Genomic DNA, 18661 nt, shown 5'->3' with positions numbered 1-18661 from the left:
CGCCGGATCTACCGTGGGGTGATGAGCACCACAGCCCACCACGCCGCACGGTCTCCGCGGCAGCCGTCCGACCTCGTTCGGCAGATCGCGGTCATCTCGGCCGTCGTCTTCATGATCATCGCGGCGATGGTCGGCACGGGCCTGTTCGGCGGGACGAACGTGCGCGACCTGCAGGGCGGTGCGCTCGACGCCGACTCGACGGTGCTCGCCCCGGGGACGCAGGCCTTCAGCATCTGGTCCGTCATCTACCTCTTCATGATCGGCTACACGGTCTGGCAGGCGTTGCCCGCGCAGCGCTCGCGCGACCGGCAGCGGCTCGTGGGGTGGTGGATCGCGTTGACGGCCGTCCTCAACGGGGGATGGCTGCTCGCGGCGCAGTTCACGACGCTGCCGCTCACGGTCGTCGCGATCGTCGCGCTGCTCGCCGCTCTCGGATGGACGTTCCGGCTGCTCGTGCTGTCGCGGCCCCGGTCGGCCGGCGACCGGCTGCTGATGGACGCCACGGTGGGCCTCCACCTCGGGTGGGTGTCGCTGGCCACGGTCGCCAACGTGACCGCGTGGCTCAGCCGGACGGTGCCCGAGTCGTGGGGAGCGCAGGCGGACGTGTGGGGTGTGGCCGTGCTCGTGGTCGTCGCCGCGGTCGGCGTCGGCATCGCCGCCTTCTCGCGTGGCCGGCCGTCGCCCATCATCGCGCTGTCGTGGGGTCTGGCATGGGTCGCGATCGCCCGGACGACCGATCAGCCCCACTCGACCCCGGTCGCCGTCGCCGCCGTCGCGGTCATCGTCGTGGTGGTGGCTGCGGCAGCCGTCACGGCCTGGCGCTCGAACGGCCGCGAGCACCGCGGCATCCTGCGCCGACCGCGCACGGCCTGACAGCCGGCGCGCCAGGCGGCTTCAGCCCCGCGGATGCGACGAATGTATCGCCCACAGCCCCAACGATCGCAGCGCTCGTGCGTAGGCCCGGTTCAGCTGCGCCGGTGGGTGGACGCTGAGCTGCGCGAGAAGGTTCGAACGGCAGATGATCGCCGCGCACAGGCGGTAGGCCTCGTCGACGACGCCTGCCTCGTTCCATCGCGATTGCGAGCGCGACAGCGCTGCGATGTCGACGAGGGTGGGGTACTGCGCATCGAGGAACTCCTTCACCGACCCGTGCTGCTCGACGAATGGTCCACGTGGACCGCGCGGCTTGCGGCGGGCGAGCTCCGCGCCCAGGTGATCCGTCTGCGTCTGAACCGACCGGCGAGCTGCCCGTAGTCGCGCGGCGGTGGGTGCTCCCAGCGGCGTGCTGTCGAGGCGCTGCCGGACCGCGACCGCGAAATCCGCCAGCCGGTCGGCGGCCGTCGCGACGGGCGGGTGGGACGAGCGGTCCTCCAGGTCGGCGAGCGCGGGGGTCAGGTGTGCGAGGAGCCAGAACGCCGCGTCATCCGAGAACACGAACAGCGTCCCGCCGTCGCATCGAACAGCGGTCATGTCTGGTCCGCGAACCGCGGCGGTGATCGTGGTCACGACGTCTCCTTCGTCCGGGCCGGATGCGCGCCCGATGGCGAGACCTCGTGGCCGGTCCGATCTGACGAGAGATGCTCAGAGCGTTACCGAAACGTGATGTTTGCGCGATGGTGATACAACCGTCGGCGTCGCAAGGCCACACACGCACCGTCGATCCGACGGATGTATCGCGCTCGGCGTCAGAACGTGGCGGCGAAGGCGGCGAGGAGGCGGCTCGGCTCGGTCACGGGGGCCGCGAGCACCCGAGCCGCGACGCGATCGTAATCGTCGGCATCGAAGTAGCCGTCGTTGCGGTAGACCGTCATGCGCTCCGTGAAGTCCCGCGGGGTCGGCTCGGGGTGGAACTGCGTCGCGTACAGGCGATCGCCCACCCGGTAGGCCTGCACCGGGCACTCGTCGTTCGTCGCGAGCAGCACCGCTCCGGCCGGAAGCGTCTCGGTGCCCTCCTTGTGCGCCGTGAGCGCCGTGAAGGTGGGGGAGAGCGAGCCGAGCAGCGGGTCGGCCCGTCCGGCATCCGTCAGCGTCACCTCGGTCGGCCCGGTGTCTTCCGGGAAGTCGCGCGAGATCGTGCCGCCGAGGTGCGTGGTCGCCACGCCGATGCCGAAGCAGGTGAACAGCGCAGCCGTCTGAGCGGATGCCGCGGCCTCGGCGATCCGGGCGAGGTCGGCCTCCAGCCGCAACTGTCCCTCCGGCTTCGCACCGGGATCGTCGGTGGCGTTGAACGGGCTGCCGCCGACGACGAAGCCGCGCCAGCGCGTGAACGCGTCAGCGGGCAGGGCGTCGCGGGTCAGGTCGATGCGCTCGAGCGCGGACTCGTCGAGACCCATGGCGGTCTTGAACGAGGCGTACTCGGCCTCGGCGGCCGTCTGCTGCGGGCGCACGCAGACGTACACGAGCGGGGCCATGCCGAAAGTCTAGGGGCCGCGTCGACGCCGCCCGGCGGGGATGACCTTCCGTGACGAGAGGTGCACAATGGCCCGATGACAGCGCGTGTGATCGTCACCGACCCGACCGGGATCAGCGGGGTGCTCGATCGGCTCGATGCGGCCGCGGCGTCTCGGGGCTGGCGGGTGCGCCGCCCCGCCGACGCATCCGGCATCGAGGCGCGGGCACGCGAGGCGCGGGCGTCGATGCGGCTGCCGGTCCCAGTCGTCGTCGAGCTCGAGGCGGATCCGGATGCCGTCGCGGCCGACGATCCGATCGACGCCGTCACTCTGCTGACACGCACTCCGGTGCCGGGGGCGATCCCCGACGGCGAGCGGCGGCTGCACGGAGCGTGACTCCCGGCGTGGATCGACCCGGACCGCGTCGGCGTCCGTCAGGGCGACGGATTCAACGCGACGAGTTCGCGGTGCGGCCGCGGACGATCCCGATGAAGGTCTCGACGAGAGGCGTGGTCGCTTCCGTCTGCCACGCGAGCGCAATCGTCGAGGTCGGCGCATCGACGACGGGGCGGAAGGCCGTGTCTTTGCGATGGTGCAGCCGCGCGAGTGACATCGGCACGAGCACGATGCCGACGCCCGTGGCGGCCGTGGCGACCGCATCTTCCGTCGTCGCGAGGGCGGGGAAGGCGGGGGCGACGGCGCCAGGCACCTCGAGTCCCAGGGGATCGTCAGCGGGCACGATCACGACCTCGCCGACGAGATCGGCGAGGGTCAGTTCGTCGGCGGCAGTGAGCGACGAGTCGGCGCCGCACACGACGACCGTCGTCTCGTCGTAGAGCGGAATGACGCTCAACCCGGAGCGGTCGATCGGAAGCCGGACGAGGGCAGCGTCGACGTCGCCGTCCGCGAGAGCGGCGGCCTGGTCGTCGAATCCGACCGTGACGAGGTCGATCGGGTTGCCCGGCATCCGCTGTTTCCACACGTCGATCCACTTGCCCGGCGTGGCGCCCGGAGCAGCCCCGAGGCGGAACGACCCGAGAGCAGCGGTGTCGGGGCGTGCGGTTCCCGGTTCACGGCGCGGCGGCACCGTCCGGTCCCCCGTGCTGCCGCTTCCGGCGCGCCGGCCGGGGGAGGGAGCGCCACGGCGTCCGGGTGCGCCGGTGCCGCGGCCGCCGCTGCGCGCGGGGCGGCCCGAGGGGCGTCCGGGTGTCATGCGTGAAGCGTATCCCGGGTTCGCGGCAGCCGAACGGTCGAGCGTCCGGCGCCGGCGGAGGCGAACGTCGTCAGATCACGCCGCCAGGCGGAGCCCGCGCTGGTCCGTCGCCACGTGCTCGCCGTCGGCGATGTTCTCGTCGTCACCGATGAGAGACCCGCCCGCGACGTGCGCGTGCGCCCCGATGAAGGCGCGGATGCCGATCTTCGCCCGCGGGCCGATGGCCGCGCCGGATCCGACGTGCGCGTGCGGCGCGATCTCGGCGTTGGGGCCGATGACCGCTTCGCGCTCGATCCATACGCCGCGGCCGATGTGAGCGCCCGCCGCGACCTGCACACCGGGTTCGACGTAGGCGCCTGCTTCGACGAGCGCTGTCGGGTGCACCTTGGCCCCGTTCGCGATCAAGCCTCGACCGTTCGCGTGCTTGCGGTAACGCAGCGTCTCTCCACGGTCGTTCTCGATGTCGATGTAGTTCTTGCCCACGATCCCCTCCGACAGTTCCGGTTCCGGTACTGAGTACTGGAAACAACCCCACGATCCGCGTTTTCATTCCCAAGAATCATTCGGAGCGGCGGCCCGACCGGTTTGCTGGAACAAGCGTGCGACGTTCCGCCGCCGAGGTCGAAGGGGTGTGCGAGGTGACGTCGGCGCGATAACATGCCCGGCTCGCGCCGGATGATGACCGCGCCCCTGTCGTTTGCGAGGATGGGCGGGTGGAGCCTACTCGCGCACCCTCGACCGGACCCTCCCTCGTCTTCGAGGCCGCGCTGACACGTCACACCCGCGCGGAGGACCTGCTCGGCATCGTGACGGGCACTTTCGTGGCATCCCTCGGTCTGTACCTGCTGCAGTCGTCGGGCTCGGTGACCGGGGGCACAGCCGGCCTCGCGCTCCTCCTCGGTTACGCGACGGGATGGTCGTTCCCGGTGCTGTTCGCGGTCGTGAACGCGCCGTTCGCGGCGCTGGCACTGTGGAAGAAGGGGGTGTCGTTCACGATCCGCACCTTCGTGTCGATCGGTCTCGTGTCGGCGTTCACCTTCGTCCACCAGCACCTGCTGCAGTTCGCGAGCATCGAACCGATCTACGGCACCCTGGGTGGCAACCTGCTCGCCGGCGTCGGTCTGCTGATCCTGTTCCGGCACCGATCGAGCCTCGGCGGGGTCAACATCATCGCCCTCGTCCTGCAGGAGCGCGCCGGCTTCAGCGCGGGATGGACGCAGATGATCTTCGACGTCGTGATCATCGCCTCCGCGCTGCTGGTGCTCGCCTGGCCGGCCGTGCTGCTCAGCGCCGCCGGCGCGGTCGTGCTGAGTGTCGTCCTCGTGCTGAACCACCGGCCCGGTCGCTACATCGGCCGCTGAGCGCTGGTCCCGCCGGGGGCGGGCTCCGGTGGGCTCCGGTGGGCTCAGCTCTGGCAGCGCGGGCACCAGAAGACGTTGCGCTCGCTCGTGGGCAGAGCCCCGATCTCGTCGGCCCGGATGAGTGTCCCGCATCGCCGGCACGGCTTGTTCTCGCGCCCGTAGACCCACATCCGCTGCCCGGGGCGGTCGTTGCCGGTGAAGGTGCGTGCCGCGCGGTCGCGGTTCGCGTGGATCATCCGGTAGCCGGTCTCGAGCACGCTGGCGGCGTCGATCTCGGTGGCGGGGGTCGTGGGGAGGATGCCGCGCACGAACAGCAGCTCGTTCGCGTAGACGTTGCCGAAGCCGGCGACGTTGCGCTGATCGAGCAGGGCGACGTGAGCCGCTCGCGAGTCCGAGCTCACGCGCCGCACGGCCTCGTCGAGATCCCAGTCGGGACCGAGCAGGTCGGGCCCGAGGTGGCCGACGAGACGGTCTTCGTCGGCGGTCGGCAGCACTTCGACCATCGCGAGCTCGAAGCCGACGGCGTCTCGGTCGCGCGTCCCGACGATCGCACGCGCCTGGAACGCGGGTGCCCGCCAGCGCTCACCGTGACGGTAGACGTGCCAGCGTCCCTCCATCTTCAGATGCGAGTGCAGGCTGTACGATCCCAGGCGCAGCAGCAGATGCTTGCCGCGCGCGATCGACGACGAGACGGTCTCACCGCGCAGATCGGCCGTCGCGCTGCCGGGAACACGGATGTCGAAACGGGTGACCTCCTGCCCGACGAGGGCCTCGCCCAGCTTGCGCGCGGCGCGGAAGACTGTGTCGCCCTCAGGCACGCTCGGTGCTCCCCGACATCGCCGTCCGCGAGCCCGCGGTCAGCCGCCGCAGGGTCAGCCCGCGAGACGACTCGACGAAACCTCCCGCGCGCAGTGCCCGGCCCGTCGGGGTGTTGTAGACGAACTCGCCGTTGACCTGCTCGACGGTCAGGGTGTCGAGTCGCCGCGCCTGAGCGGTTCTCACGAGGTCTGCCGCAGCCGCGGTGAGCACCTCTTCGTCGTCGGTGAACGCGAGCGCAGAGCGCCCGCCGCGTTCGAGGTAGAGCACGAGCGCACCGTCGACGAGGACGACCACGCCACCCGCCTTCCGCCCGGGGCGGTGCGAGACGCCCTCGAGCGCCGGCCAGCCGAGGGCTGCCCCGTACGGATTCGCCGGGTCGGTGGCGGCGAGCGTCACGGCGCGGCGCGGCGGCGGGTCGGGCAGGGCTGCGAACTCGCGCAGCCGGTCGACGGTCACGGATGCCGCGAACTGCGCGGCGCCGAGCGTCTCGATGACGTAGCCGCGGCGGCAATGGCCCGCCTCTTCGAAGCCGGCGAGCACACGGTACACCTGCGCGAAACCGCCGGGCACGCCCTCGGACTGCACGCTGCCTCGTGTGACGACGCCATAGCGGTCGAGCAGCAGTCCGGCGGAGGCCGTGACGCGGAGCGACGGATCGGGCTCGACCGCGGGGAGCAGCGACCATCGGCCGCCGAGGGTCGACGGGCGCGGCGCCGCAGGCGTCGTCGTGGGGCGTGCCAGCGGCGTGCCCCGGTACAGGCGGGACCGGGGCGTGCGACGGGCGCTCCGATGCGCTTGCGAGCCGCCCGACAGGAGCGAGCGGACCGGTGTGAACGTGTCGTTGGTCAGGCGACCGGCCCACGCGAGGCGCCACAGCGCGTCGAGCACGCTCTGCTCGTTGGGGGCGCCGACGGCGGCGACGAGCTGTCCCGCGAACCAGCCGCCGCCGACGGCGAGAGCCTCGAGGATGCGCACGTCGAGGTCGCCCGAGGTCGCCGACTCGTCGATCTCGGAATCTGCGTCGGCCAGCGCGAGGGTGAGCGGAGCCATGTCGGCGGGGTGGAGCGCGATCCAGCCGTCTCGCCCCGGCAGGGTGCCGTGCCCCGACCACACCACCTCGCCCGTCGCCGTCAGCTCGTCGAGCATCCCGGGGGCGTAGTCACGCACGCGAGAGGGGAGGACGAGCGACTCCCAGGCGCTCGCGGGGATCGGGACGCCCGCGAGCTGCTCGATCACGGCGGCGACGCCGTCGACGCCCTCGAGAGGCCGGGTGACGTGCTGCCAGACGGGCAGGAATCGAGCGAACGCCTCGGGAGAGACCGGCTCGACGCTGCCGCGGATCGCGGCCAGCGACCGCATCCGGAGTCGCCGCAGCACCTCCGAGTCGCACCATTCGAGGTCGTCGGCCTCGGAGCCGGTCGACTCGGGCAGGAAGTAGCCGCTCGCGATGCGTCCCTGCGACTCGAGGCGCTGCAGCGTCTGACGCGCGACGGCGCTGCCGATGCCGAGCCGCATCGCGACGTCGGCGGTGCGGAACGGCCCGTGAGTGCGGGCGTGGCGCGCGACGAGGTCGGCGAGGGGGTCGACGACCGGCTCGAGGAACGCGGTGGGGATACCCACGGGGAGGGCGGCGCCCAGCGCGTCGCGCAGGCGCCCGGCATCCTCGATCGCCGCGGTGCGCTGCACGCCCGCGATCGTGACGGGTATCGCCCGACGGGCGGTCACGAGCTGCTGGAGCAGCTCGGCCGCCTCGGCGACCCGCCGTGGGGGAGGAGCATCGCCGACCGGAGGAGCGGGCGCGGCCTTCGTGTCCTCTGCTGTCCCGATCCCCTCCGCTGCGCCGGTGGACTCTTCGAGCCGGGCTGCGATCTCTTCGGCGTCGAGTGGCCCCAGCAGGCGGAGCAGGTCGGCGACCCCCTCGACCCCCCGCGCGCGACGATCCGGGGCGAGGCGCTGCGCCTCACGCTCGAACTGGGCGATGACGTCGGGATCGAGCAGCTCGCGCATCTCGACCTTGCCGAGCAGTTCTGACAGCAGCGCCGGGTCGACCGAGAGGGCAGCGGCGCGGCGTTCGGCGAGCGGAGAATCGCCCTCGTACATGAACGCGCCGACGTAGCCGAAGAGCAGATCGCGGGCGTAGGGCGAGGGCTGCGACGTCGTCGTCTCGACGAGGCGGATGCGGCGGTCGGCGATGCTGCGGGTGATGCGCAGCAGGGCCGGCAGGTCGTACACGTCCTGCAGCACCTCGCGAAGGGTCTCGAGGATGATCGGGAACGACGGATGCCGGCGGGCCACCTCGAGCAGCTGAGCCGAGCGCTGCCGCTGCTGCCACAGCGGCGCGCGCTTGTTCGGGTTGAGTCTCGGCAGCAGCAGGGCGCGCGCCGCGCATTCGCGGAAGCGCGAAGCGAACAGAGCCGAACCGCCGACCTCGTCGGTGACGATCTGCTCGAGCTCGTCGGCGTCGAACACGAAGAGGTCGGCACCGGGCGGCTCGGCCGCGGCATCCGGCACCCGCGCGATGATGCCGTCGTCGCTCGCGACGGCCGCACCCTCGACGCCCAGACGCTCGCGGATGCGCGCGTTGACCGCCAGCGCCCAGGGTGCGTGGACGTGCATGCCGTACGGGGAATGGAGGATGACGCGCCAGTCGCCGACCTCGTCGCGCGAGCGCTCGACCGTGAGGGTGCGGTCCGTCGGCAGGCTGCCGGTCGCCTCGCGCTGCTCGGCGAGGTGGGCGAGGAGGTTCTCGATCGCGTAGTCGTCGAGCCCCGATTCGCGCAGCCGTTCGGTTGCCTTCTCGGGGCCGGCAGCCGACACCTCTCGGCTGAACTTCCCCAGTGCCTCGCCGAGCTCGGCCGGACGCCCCAGGCCGTCGCCGTGCCAGAAGGGGAGCTTGCCCGGTTGGCCGAACGCGGGCACGACGTTGACCCGGTCGTGGGTGATCTCCACGATGCGCCAGCTCGTCGTGCCGAGGGTGAAGACGTCGTTGACTCGTGACTCGTAGACCATCTCCTCGTCGAGCTCGCCGACGCGGGCGTTGCGGCTCTCGCCGGCGACGAAGACCCCGAACAGGCCACGATCGGGGATCGTGCCGCCGCTCGTGACCGCGATGCGCTGTGCGCCGGGGCGGCCGGTGAGCGTGCCCTGGTCGCGATCCCACACCAGTCGCGGCCGCAACTCGGCGAACTCGTCGGACGGGAAGCGGCCGGCCAGCAGGTCGAGCGTCGCCTCGTAGGCCGAGCGGGGGAGCGTGCGGAACGGGGCGCTGCGCCGGACCGTCTCGAACCAGGCCTCGACCTCGATCGTGCCGGTCGCGCATGCGGCGATCGTCTGCTGGGCGAGGATGTCGAGGGGGTTCTGCGGCACCGCGATCGCCTCGATCTTGCCCGCCAGCATCCGCTCGGTGACGACCGCCGTGTGCAGGACGTCGCCCCGGTGCTTCGGGAAGAGGGCCGCCCGGCTGACCTCGCCGACCTGGTGACCGGCCCGACCGACGCGCTGCAGGCCGGATGCCGCGGACGGCGGCGCCTCGACCTGGATGACGAGATCGACGGCGCCCATGTCGATGCCGAGCTCGAGGCTCGAGGTCGCGACGACGCAGCGGAGCACACCCGACTTCAGCTCGTCCTCGACCTGGGCGCGCTGCTCTTTCGAGACCGAGCCGTGGTGGGCCTTCGCCAGCACGGGCTCAGCGCCGGCGGAGGCGCCGGCCTGCGCCATCATGCCCGCGGGAACGGTGGGCTCGGGGAGCTCACCTCCGAGACGCTCGGTGTAGATCTCGTTGAGGCGTCCGGTGAGGCGTTCGGCGAGGCGCCGCGAGTTCGAGAACACGATCGTCGAGCGGTGCTGCAGGATGCGGTCGACGATCGCCTCCTCGACGTGGGGCCACACCGATCCGGTGACCTCCGTCGCCTGCGGCGCGCGGTACCAGGCGCCGTCACCGTCGTCACCGTCGTCACCGTCGTCATCGTCGTCATCGTCATCGCGACCGCGTGGGGCGCCCGCCTCTTCGGCGCCCGGAGGAGCCGGCGGATGCAGCATGTCGGGGATGGGCACGACGACGTTGAGGTCGAACGCCTTGGTGGCCCGCGGAGCGACGATCTCGACGGGAGCCGCGCCGCCGAGGAAGCGTGCCACCTCGTCGATCGGGCGCACGGTGGCCGAGAGGCCGATGCGTTGAGCCGGCTTGTCGAGGAGCGCGTCGAGGCGTTCGAGGCTCACGGCCAGATGCGCGCCGCGCTTCGTCGCCGCCACCGCATGCACTTCGTCGACGATGACGGTGTGCACGCCGCGCAGTGTCTCGGAGGCCTGCGACGTGAGCATCAGATAGAGCGACTCGGGGGTCGTGATGAGGATGTCGGGCGGCCGGGCGACGAGCGCGCGCCGATCGGACGAGGAGGTGTCGCCGGAACGCACTCCGACGGTCACCTCCGGCACCGTCTGCCCGAGCCGACGCGCCGACTGGCCGATGCCGACGAGAGGGGAGCGCAGGTTGCGCTCGACGTCGACGCCGAGCGCCTTCAACGGCGAGATGTAGAGCACGCGGGTGTCGGCCGGCGCGGCATCCGGTCTGCGGCGTTTCGCCGGCTTGTCGTCGACGGGGCCGGCCGCCGCCTTGTCGCGGAAGATCCGGTCGATCGCCCAGAGGAACGCCGACAGGGTCTTGCCCGAGCCGGTCGGGGCGACCACGAGGGCGTGCTTGCCGGCGGAGATGGCATCCCACGCGCCGGCCTGTGCCGAGGTCGGTTTCGAGAACGCGCCACGGAACCAGTCCGCGGTGGGCGCGGAGAATCGGGCGAGCACATCGGCCATGCCTTCATCTTCGCGCGGACCTCCGACATCGGCGCGGTCTTGCGCCCGCGGCATCCGCCATGCCAGCCCGCCCCCGCCCCGCCCCGCCCCGCCCCGCGAGGTCCCACTTGGGCCGGGAACAGGACGGGCATTCCCGGCCCAACGGGGACCTCGTTGTTGTCGGCCCGGCCCAACGGGGACCTCGACCCCCACGGGCACCGGGGACCTCGGCTCACGACGAGGGCGAGACCTCGCTGAGCCGGCCGTCACGCAGCTCGAGCGTCAGGCCGGGTGCGAAGCGCGAGAGGAAGCCGTCGTCGTGGCTGACGACGAGCACCGCCCCGCGGTACGCGGACAGCGCCTGCACCAGCTGATCGACCGTGTCGAGGTCGAGGTTGTTCGTCGGCTCGTCGAGGACGAGCAGCTGCGGCGGGGGATCCGCCAGGAGCGCGCACGCCAGCGCCAGCCGGAACCGCTCACCGCCCGACAGCGCCGCAACGGGCCGCAGCACGGTGTCGCCGCGCAGCAGGAACCGCGCCAGGCGATTGCGCAGCTCGACGTCGGTGGCCGCGGGCGCAGCCTCCCGCACGCTGTCGAGCACCGTCGCCTCATCCCGCAGGCCGTCGATCCGCTGCGAGAGGTATCCGACGCGATCGGTGTGCGCGGCGGCCGTGCCGCAACTCCTCATTTCCGGGCCATCCGGCGGGCCGCCGCCGGGGTGAGGGGGCGCAGGAGCGTCGGATTCTGAGGAATTAGCGCTCGCCGACCGCACCAGCGCCTCGAGCAGGGTCGTCTTCCCCGCGCCGTTGGGGCCGACGAGCGCCACCCGTTCGGGCCCCTGCACGATCCACGAGCGCTCACCGTCGCCGATCGTCGCGAGGCGCCGGCCCGCCGCGACACCCGGGTCGGGCAGGTCGATCCGCACGGTGTCGTCGTCGCGGACCCGCCGGCCCGCCGCATCCAGGGCCGACCGGGCCGCCGCCTCGCGATCAGACGCCTCGCCGCGCGCGCGACCCGCCGACACCTGCGCGGCCGATGCGCGGTTGCCGGAGATGATCCCGGGCACGCGCTTCTCCCGCTGTGCCTTGGCTCCCATCCCAGCCCGCCGGGCGAGCTTCGTCTCGGTCTCGACCCGGTCCCGGCGCTCGCGTCGGAGAGTCGCGGCCGCGGTGGTCTCGGCCGCCCGCGCAGCCGCCTGCTCGGTGTCGCGCCACGTCCGCCACTGCGAGTACGGACCCCCGAACACGTCGAGCTCGGAGCCGTAGAGCTCGGCGGTGTCGTCCATCAGCTCGAGCAGGGTCGTGTCGTGGCTGACGACGACGAGCGCACCCCGCCACCCACGCACGAGCTCGCCGACCCGCTCGCGCGCGTCGCGATCGAGGTTGTTCGTGGGTTCGTCGAGCAGCGCGATCTCGGCGCCGCGCAGTCGCACTCCGACGAGCGCGGCGAGCACGGCCTCACCGCCCGAGAGCTCGCCGATGCGGCGGTCCAGAGCCCCGGGCGGCAGGCCGGCCGCCGTCAGCGCGGCGACAGCTCGAGCCTCGGCGTCCCAGTCATCGCCGATCGTGTCGAAATGGCGAGGGTCGACGTCTCCCGACTCGACGGCGCGGACGGCATCGACGACGGCGGCGACGCCGAGCAGGTCGGCGACCCGCCGCTCGACGTCGAGTGTCAGGCGCTGCGGCAGCAGCTCGACCCGCCCCGACGTGGTGACCGAGCCCGATGTCGGTATGAGCTCGCCTGCGATCAGCCGCAGCAGCGTGGTCTTGCCCGAGCCGTTGCGGCCGACGAGGCCGGTGCGTGCGGCGCCGAAGGTTCCCGATACGTCGAGCACGGCAGGGGTGCCGTCGGGGTGGATGAGGGTGATGCGGTCGAGGACGACCGCGGGTGCGGGATGGGGCATGACTGCCTCCTCGGATGTCGTCGGGCGCGGGCGCGACCGACACCGAAGACACCCCGACCGGGGCGGAACGGTCCGGCGGCCAGCGCGGAAATCGAAGAATGCGCTGGCCTGGTCGGACGCCCGAAGGGTCGACGGATCAGCGCGGGATCACAGCGCGGTCGCGTCGAAACCGATCAACGGTCGTTCCTCACACTCGGGACAGGGGCCCGGGAAGTCTACGCCGACGGGAGCTGCTTGTGCAGGAAGGTCGCGACATCTCGCAGCTCTTCGGCCGAGACGGCATGCCCGAGGTCGGGGTAGACGCGCCCGCTCAGGTCGACCCGGCCGGGCAGCCACTGCGCGGTGATGGCGACGAGCGCAGGCGGGATGACGTCGTCGAGGGCGCCGCGGCCCCAGAACACGGGTGGGCGCCGTTGGGCGAGCTCGGCGTCGGTGTCGAGGTCGCCGGGATTGGCGTAGCCCGACAGATTCACCGCGAAGGCGTAATCGTGCGGACGGAGCCGGAGCGCCTCGAGCGCCATGAGCCCGCCCTGCGAGAACCCGAGCAGTCCGACGGATGCCGCGTCGCCCCGCTCCGCGTCGATCCACTCGGTCAGTGCGCGGGCGGATGCCGTCGCCGCCTGCGGATCGCGACCGTTCAGGCCCTCGATCGGATACCACGACCACCCCGGCGTCGGGAAGGGTGGGGTGAGCGGAGCGCGCACCGCGGCCACGACGTACTCGGCGGGGAGATGCGGTGCGAGGGCGAACAGGTCGTTCTCGTCTGAGCCATAGCCGTGCATCATCACCAGCAGGGGCCGCCCGGCACGCTCGGCGGGAGCGGCCGACCAGCGCACGGCCGCGGAATCGAGAGCCGGAACGGACGACATGCGACCATCCTGCCAGCCTCCTCCGACACCGCCGGGGGTCATTGGTATACATGAGGCATGGCCGTGCGCACCCCCGATCCCGATCCCGACGAGCGCGGCGAGTCGTCGCTCCCGGCCGACCCGCTGCGCGGAGCCCCGGGCGGCGGAGCCACGAACCCGGCCTGGCTCAGCGATGTCGAGCTCACCGAGGCGCGCCGCCGTCTGCCGATGCTCTACGTCGAGGCGGTGCCGGTGCGCACCGACGGTCTCGGCGCCGTGACCCAGGTCGGCATCCTGCTGCGGGCCACCCCGGTCGGCGAGATGACGCGCACGATCGTCTCGGGTCGCGTGCGCTACGGCGAGACGATCCGCGACGCGCTATTCCGTCACGTCGAGAACGACCTCGGGCCCATGGCCTTCCCGCTCCTGCCGGCATCGCCCACGCCCTTCACCGTCGCCGAGTACTTCCCGATCCCCGGCGTCAGTCCGTTCCACGATGACCGCCAGCACGCCGTGTCGCTCGCCTTCGTCGTGCCGGTCACGGGTACCTGCGAGCCCCGTCAGGACGCGCTCGAGGTCACCTGGCTCGACCCCGCCGAAGCGGCATCCGATGCCCTCGCCGCCGAGATGGAAGGCGGTCGGGGCACCCTCATCCGACTCGCGCTCGCCTCGGTGGGCGCGCTCCGCTGAGGACCGAGCCTGCGTAGGCTCGGGGCATGACCGATCCGCAGCCCCTCGCCTTCCCCGCCGACCACGCCGGATGGCTCGCGTTCGCCGCCGAGCGCCCGGATGCCCGCATCGCCCGCGTCCGCGAGATCGACGCCCAGCTGATCGCGGGGCACGAGCTGTCGCCGCTGGCCCGTCTGCAGCTGTGGAACGAGGCGTCGATCGCCGTCGCCGAGGCGGCATCCGAGGCGTCGCTGCTGAGCGAGTCGCACCCCGACGCCGATGTTCGGGCCGCGGCCGAGGCGCGCGTGCAGGCGATCGACGCGCTCCTCTCGCAGCGGGCGCTCGACCCCGCGCTGTTCGCCGTGTTCGACGGGCTGGCCACCGACGGGCTCGACGCCACCGCCCGCCGTCTGCTGGCACACATCCAGCGCGACTTCCGCCGGGGCGGCGTCGACCGCGACGAGGCGACACGCGACCGGCTGCGGGCGCTCGCCGAGCGTGACACCGAGCTGTCGCTCCAGTTCTCGCGCAACATCCGCGACGGCCGGCGCGAGCTGAAGCTCCCCGCCGAGGCGCTGGAGGGGCTGCCCCAGGACTTCATCGACGCTCACCCGGTCGACGACGAGGGCCTCATCACCCTCACGACCGAGTACACCGACCTCATGCCCGTGCGCGAGTTCGCGGTGCGCCGCTCGACGCGCACGGCGCTGCTGTCGGTGTACAACGACCTGGCCTGGCCCGACAACGATCCCGTGCTCGGGGAGCTGCTCGCGGTTCGCGCCGAGCGCGCCGAGCTGCTGGGCTACGGCGACTGGGCCGACTACGAGACCGAGACGCGCATGATCGGCTCGAGCGCCGCCATCCGCTCGTTCCTCGATGACATCGATGCGGCGACCCGCGAGGCCGCCGCGGCCGAGTACGACCGCCTGCTCGCGCGGCTGCGCGTCGACGAGCCCGACGCCGATGCGGTCACCTCGGCCGACCTCTGGTACCTCCTCAGCGCGCTCAAGCGTGAGGAGTACGCCGTCGACGCCCAAGCCGTGCGCGCGTACTTCGCCTTCGACAACGTGCTGGCGGGTGTGCTCGACGTCACCGCGCGACTGCTCGACGTCACCTACGTCCCCGTCGATGCGGGAGCCTGGCACGCGGACGTCCGCAGCTACGACGTCGTCCGCGGCGATCGCCGGCTCGGCCGGATCCACCTCGACCTCCACCCGCGCGAAGGCAAGTACAACCACGCGGCGTGCTTCAACCTCGCGCCCGGCATCGCGGGACGTTCGCTCCCGGAGGGCGTGCTGCTGTGCAACTTCTCGCGCGGACTGCTCGAGCACGACCAGGTCGTGACGTTCTTCCACGAGTTCGGCCACCTCGTCCACGGCATCCTCGGCGGCGCCGATGCGGTCTGGGCCGACTTCAGCGGCATCGAGACGGAGTGGGACTTCGTCGAGGCGCCGAGCCAGCTGCTCGAGGAATGGGCCTGGGACGCCGGCGTGCTGGCGACGTTCGCGCGCAACGCCGACGGCGAGGCGATCCCGGCCGACCTGGTCGAGCGGATGCGGGTGGCCGACGCCTTCGGCCGCGCCCTCGAGGTGACCCGTCAGCTCGGCCACGCCAACGTCTCGTACGGGCTGCACGTCGAACGGCCGAGCGACCTGCAGGCCGCGGTCGAGGGTTGGTACCGCGCGTCGTCGCCCGTGCACCCACTGCCGAACGGACACACGTACGCCGGCTTCGGGCATCTCACCGGATACGGCGCCTGCTACTACACGTACCAGTGGAGCCTCGTCATCGCCCGCGACCTGCTCTCGGCGTTCGGCGACGACCTGATGGATCCCTCCGTCGCGACCCGCTATCGCGAGCGCATCCTCGAGCCGGGCGGCAGCCGTGACGCGGCCGACCTCGTCGCCGACTTCCTCGGTCGCCCGTACTCGTTCGACGCTTACCGGGCCTGGCTCGCCGGCGCCTGACCCCCGCGCCCCGGCGGTCAGGCGGGGGACGCGCGGGCGTAGCGGGCGGCGAGGAGGGCGAACGCGTCGGCGAGCTCGGGGGGACCGACGACCTCGAGCTCGGCGTCGAACCGCCCGAACGAGGCCGCGAGCGCGGTCCACGACCACGACCCGGCCTCAAGCCGACAGTGCCCGTCGTCGAGCGGCGTGACGGTGCCGTCACCGGCGAAGGGCATGACAGCGGATGCCGGCAGGTGCAGCATGACGGAGCCGCGACAGGGCCACGTGCCCGAGTCCGACCCGCGGAAGCGTGCCGACACGAACGCGTCGACGTCGCCGCCGGGTACGGTGCGTCGCGCGAAGCCGGCGCCGAGCGGTGTGCGCGGCCGGATGCGGTCCACCCGGTACAGGCGCCAGTCGTCTCGGTCGAGGTCCCACGCGACCAGGTACCAGCGGCCGCACGACGCCACGAGATGATGCGGCTCCGCGCGTCGGGCCGGCGTGGATCCGACGGCATCCGCATCGCGCGCCTCGCCGTAGTCGAACCGCAGGGTCAGTCCGTCGCGGATGGCGTTCGCGAGAGTCGACAGAACCTCGAGCGAGACGTCTGCGACGGCGGCATCCCCCGGGCGGGCCACGACGGTCGGGGTCAGGGCGTCGAGGCGGTGCCGGAGTCTCGAGGGCATGACCTGCCGGATCGTCGTGAGCGCCCGCGCGGCGGCCTCGCCGATCCCTGCGCCCAGCACGGGTGCCGTCCGCAGGGCGAGGGCTACGGCGATGGTCTGGTCCTCGTCGAACAGGAGTGGCGGCAGCTCGCTGCCGGACTCCAGCCGGTACCCGCCGTCGAGGCCCGTCGTCGCCTGGATGCGGTATCCCATCTCGCGCAGACGCTCGACGTCGCGGCGCACCGTGCGGTCGCTCACTCCCAGACGCGAGGCCAGCACCGCGCCCGGCCAGTCGCGGCGGGCCTGCAGGAGCGACAGCAGGGTCAGCAGTCGCGAGGTCGTCGTCATCGCCTCACCGTATCCGTCATTGCGGACAGAAACTGACCGGAAGGGCTGTCAGGGTGAGGTCGTCGAGCCGATCGGGCCGGCCCTTTCCCAGGAGCAGCAATGACCATTCAGACCACCCCCCACCTCAACTTCCGCGGCGACGCCCGCCAGGCGCTCGAGTTCTACGGCGCCGCGTTCGACGGCCACGTCGCCATCACCACCTATGCCGAGGTCGGTATGCCCGCAGGTCTGCCCGGCGCGGATGCCGTCGTCTTCGGGCTCGTCGCCGGCAGCAACGGCTTCCGCGTCATGGCGTACGACATCCCGGGCAGCGCTGAGGGGTCCATCGCCGGCGGCGGCTCGACGCACCGCCGCGACAACGCCACCCTCACCGATCAGGCGTTCTTCGTCTCGGTCGGTTCCGAAAGCCTCGACGAACTCCGCGGCCCGTGGGACGCGCTCGCCGCGGATGCCGTCATCGTCGAGCCGCTCGCGGCATCTGCGTGGAGCGCCGGCTTCGGCATGCTCACCGACCGGTTCGGCGTCACGTGGAGCTTCAGCGTCACCGCCGCGTGAACGCACGAGAGCCGCGGTCGGATCGATTCCGCCGCGGCTCTCTGTCGCGCGTCGCGCCGCGTGTCAGTCGGTGGTCACTCGGTCGTGAGGCGCGCCAGCTCGGCGACGAACGCGTCGACGTCGGATGCCGACGTGTCGAACGAGCACATCCAGCGCACCTCCCGGCGGGCCTCGTCCCAATCGTAGAAGCGGAACGACTCGCGCAGCCGGTCGGCGACGCCCTCGGGCAGCACCGCGAACACGCCGTTGGCCTGCGTCGGCTGCGTGAACTCCACACCCCGCACTGAACCATCGGCGAGCCCTGCCTCGACGGCAGAGCGCAGGCGCTGCGCCATCCCGTTCGCGTGCTCGGCGTTGCGACGCCAGAGGTCGTTCTCGAGCAGCGCGACGAGCTGTGCCGAGACGAAGCGCATCTTCGACGACAGCTGCATGTTGAGCTTGCGCAGGTAGGTCAGCCCCTCGGATGCCGCGGAGTCGAGCACGACGATCGCCTCACCGAGCATCGCGCCGTTCTTCGTGCCGCCGAAGCTGAGCACATCGACGCCGACATCGCGCGTGATGGCGCGCAGCGGCAGGCCCAAGGCTGCGGCGGCGTTGGCGATGCGCGCGCCATCCATATGCAGCCGCATCCCGCGTTCGTGCACGTGGTCGGCGATCGTCCGCAGCTCGTCGGGCGTGTACAGCGTGCCGAGCTCGGTCGACTGGGTGATCGAGACCACGAGCGGCTGCGCGCGGTGCTCGTCTCCCCAGCCCCACGCCTCGCGGTCGATGAGCTCGGGGGTGAGCTTTCCGTCGTCGGCGGGGACGTTCAGGATCTTGATCCCGCCGACGCGCTCGGGCGCCCCGCCCTCGTCGACGTTGATGTGCGCGGTCGACGCGGCGATCACAGCGCCCCAGCGCGGCAGCATCGACTGCAGGGCCGCGACGTTCGCGCCTGTGCCGTTGAAGACCGGAAAGGCCTCTGCACCGTCGCCGAAGTGCTCGCCGACGAGTTCCTGCAGGCGGGCGGTGTACACGTCCGACCCGTAGGCGGTCTGGTGGCCGTCGTTGGCGGCGGTGATGGCCGCGAGGACCTCCGGGTGGATGCCGGAGTAGTTGTCGGACGCGAAACCGCGCACCGACGTGTCGTGCAGGGAGGTCATGACCTCATCCT

General features: G+C 72.1%; 16 protein-coding genes. 6 read left to right on the top strand and 10 right to left on the bottom strand.

Annotated features, from left to right (window positions below):
- Positions 1–21 precede the first annotated feature (21 nt).
- Complete coding sequence (locus tag QUC20_RS14315) at positions 22–873, top strand: TspO-related membrane protein (protein ID WP_120264187.1); 852 nt, start codon at positions 22–24, stop codon at positions 871–873.
- A 21-nt stretch (positions 874–894) separates the two neighbouring features.
- On the opposite strand, the gene QUC20_RS14310 is transcribed toward QUC20_RS14315, so the two are convergent.
- Positions 895–1506, bottom strand: coding sequence for a hypothetical protein (locus QUC20_RS14310; protein WP_289330300.1), 612 nt, complete (start codon positions 1504–1506; stop codon positions 895–897).
- 179 nt (positions 1507–1685) lie between these two features.
- Complete coding sequence (locus QUC20_RS14305) at positions 1686–2411, bottom strand: glutamine amidotransferase-related protein (RefSeq protein ID WP_289330299.1); 726 nt, start codon at positions 2409–2411, stop codon at positions 1686–1688.
- Positions 2412–2486: 75 nt separating this feature from the next.
- Here QUC20_RS14305 and QUC20_RS14300 point away from each other — a divergent pair, with 75 nt between their 5' ends.
- Complete coding sequence (locus QUC20_RS14300) at positions 2487–2786, top strand: hypothetical protein (protein ID WP_120264190.1); 300 nt, start codon at positions 2487–2489, stop codon at positions 2784–2786.
- Between the two features lie 52 nt (positions 2787–2838).
- Here the strand turns inward: QUC20_RS14300 and QUC20_RS14295 are convergent, their stop codons facing one another.
- Both QUC20_RS14295 and QUC20_RS14290 read right to left on the bottom strand, forming a co-directional pair.
- Positions 2839–3603, bottom strand: a complete 765-nt coding sequence (locus QUC20_RS14295) for a LysR substrate-binding domain-containing protein (protein ID WP_289330298.1) — start codon at positions 3601–3603, stop codon at positions 2839–2841.
- 75 nt (positions 3604–3678) lie between these two features.
- Entirely contained in the window at positions 3679–4086 is a 408-nt protein-coding gene (locus tag QUC20_RS14290) for a transferase (RefSeq protein ID WP_120264192.1), read from the bottom strand.
- Between the two features lie 230 nt (positions 4087–4316).
- Here QUC20_RS14290 and QUC20_RS14285 point away from each other — a divergent pair, with 230 nt between their 5' ends.
- The gene (locus QUC20_RS14285; RefSeq protein WP_120264193.1) at positions 4317–4964 is read left to right on the top strand and encodes a YitT family protein; all 648 of its coding nucleotides are present in this window, start codon (positions 4317–4319) and stop codon (positions 4962–4964) included.
- Positions 4965–5008: 44 nt separating this feature from the next.
- On the opposite strand, the gene QUC20_RS14280 is transcribed toward QUC20_RS14285, so the two are convergent.
- From QUC20_RS14280 to QUC20_RS14265, 4 genes are all read right to left on the bottom strand, one after another.
- Entirely contained in the window at positions 5009–5782 is a 774-nt protein-coding gene (locus tag QUC20_RS14280) for a DNA-formamidopyrimidine glycosylase family protein (RefSeq protein WP_120264194.1), read from the bottom strand.
- Positions 5775–10595, bottom strand: a complete 4821-nt coding sequence (locus QUC20_RS14275; protein ID WP_289330297.1) for an Lhr family ATP-dependent helicase — start codon at positions 10593–10595, stop codon at positions 5775–5777. The genes QUC20_RS14280 and QUC20_RS14275 overlap by 8 nt, the downstream gene beginning before the upstream one ends.
- Before the next feature lie 211 nt (positions 10596–10806).
- Entirely contained in the window at positions 10807–12477 is a 1671-nt protein-coding gene (locus QUC20_RS14270) for an ATP-binding cassette domain-containing protein (RefSeq protein ID WP_289330296.1), read from the bottom strand.
- A gap of 215 nt (positions 12478–12692) precedes the next feature.
- Complete coding sequence (locus tag QUC20_RS14265) at positions 12693–13346, bottom strand: alpha/beta hydrolase (protein WP_120264197.1); 654 nt, start codon at positions 13344–13346, stop codon at positions 12693–12695.
- A 57-nt stretch (positions 13347–13403) separates the two neighbouring features.
- On the opposite strand from QUC20_RS14265, the gene QUC20_RS14260 reads away from it, so the two are divergent.
- Together QUC20_RS14260 and QUC20_RS14255 are read left to right on the top strand one after the other, a co-directional pair.
- Positions 13404–14015 (top strand): NUDIX hydrolase family protein, encoded by a 612-nt coding sequence (locus tag QUC20_RS14260; RefSeq protein ID WP_094260535.1) that lies wholly within the window; start codon positions 13404–13406, stop codon positions 14013–14015.
- Between the two features lie 26 nt (positions 14016–14041).
- Positions 14042–15961 (top strand): M3 family metallopeptidase, encoded by a 1920-nt coding sequence (locus QUC20_RS14255; protein WP_289330295.1) that lies wholly within the window; start codon positions 14042–14044, stop codon positions 15959–15961.
- A 17-nt stretch (positions 15962–15978) separates the two neighbouring features.
- Here the strand turns inward: QUC20_RS14255 and QUC20_RS14250 are convergent, their stop codons facing one another.
- Positions 15979–16953, bottom strand: a complete 975-nt coding sequence (locus QUC20_RS14250) for a helix-turn-helix transcriptional regulator (protein WP_289330294.1) — start codon at positions 16951–16953, stop codon at positions 15979–15981.
- A 99-nt stretch (positions 16954–17052) separates the two neighbouring features.
- Here QUC20_RS14250 and QUC20_RS14245 point away from each other — a divergent pair, with 99 nt between their 5' ends.
- Entirely contained in the window at positions 17053–17508 is a 456-nt protein-coding gene (locus tag QUC20_RS14245) for a VOC family protein (RefSeq protein ID WP_289330293.1), read from the top strand.
- 74 nt (positions 17509–17582) lie between these two features.
- Here the strand turns inward: QUC20_RS14245 and QUC20_RS14240 are convergent, their stop codons facing one another.
- A complete protein-coding gene (locus QUC20_RS14240; protein ID WP_289330292.1) occupies positions 17583–18650 on the bottom strand; it encodes a threonine aldolase family protein in 1068 nt (355 codons plus the stop codon).
- Between the last annotated feature and the right edge of the window lie 11 nt (positions 18651–18661).

Origin of the sequence: Microbacterium arborescens (genome assembly GCF_030369635.1) — a bacterium.
Classification (GTDB): domain Bacteria; phylum Actinomycetota; class Actinomycetes; order Actinomycetales; family Microbacteriaceae; genus Microbacterium.
The sequence above is the reverse complement of the archived record's forward strand: the minus strand, read 5'-3'. Positions and strand labels throughout refer to the sequence as shown.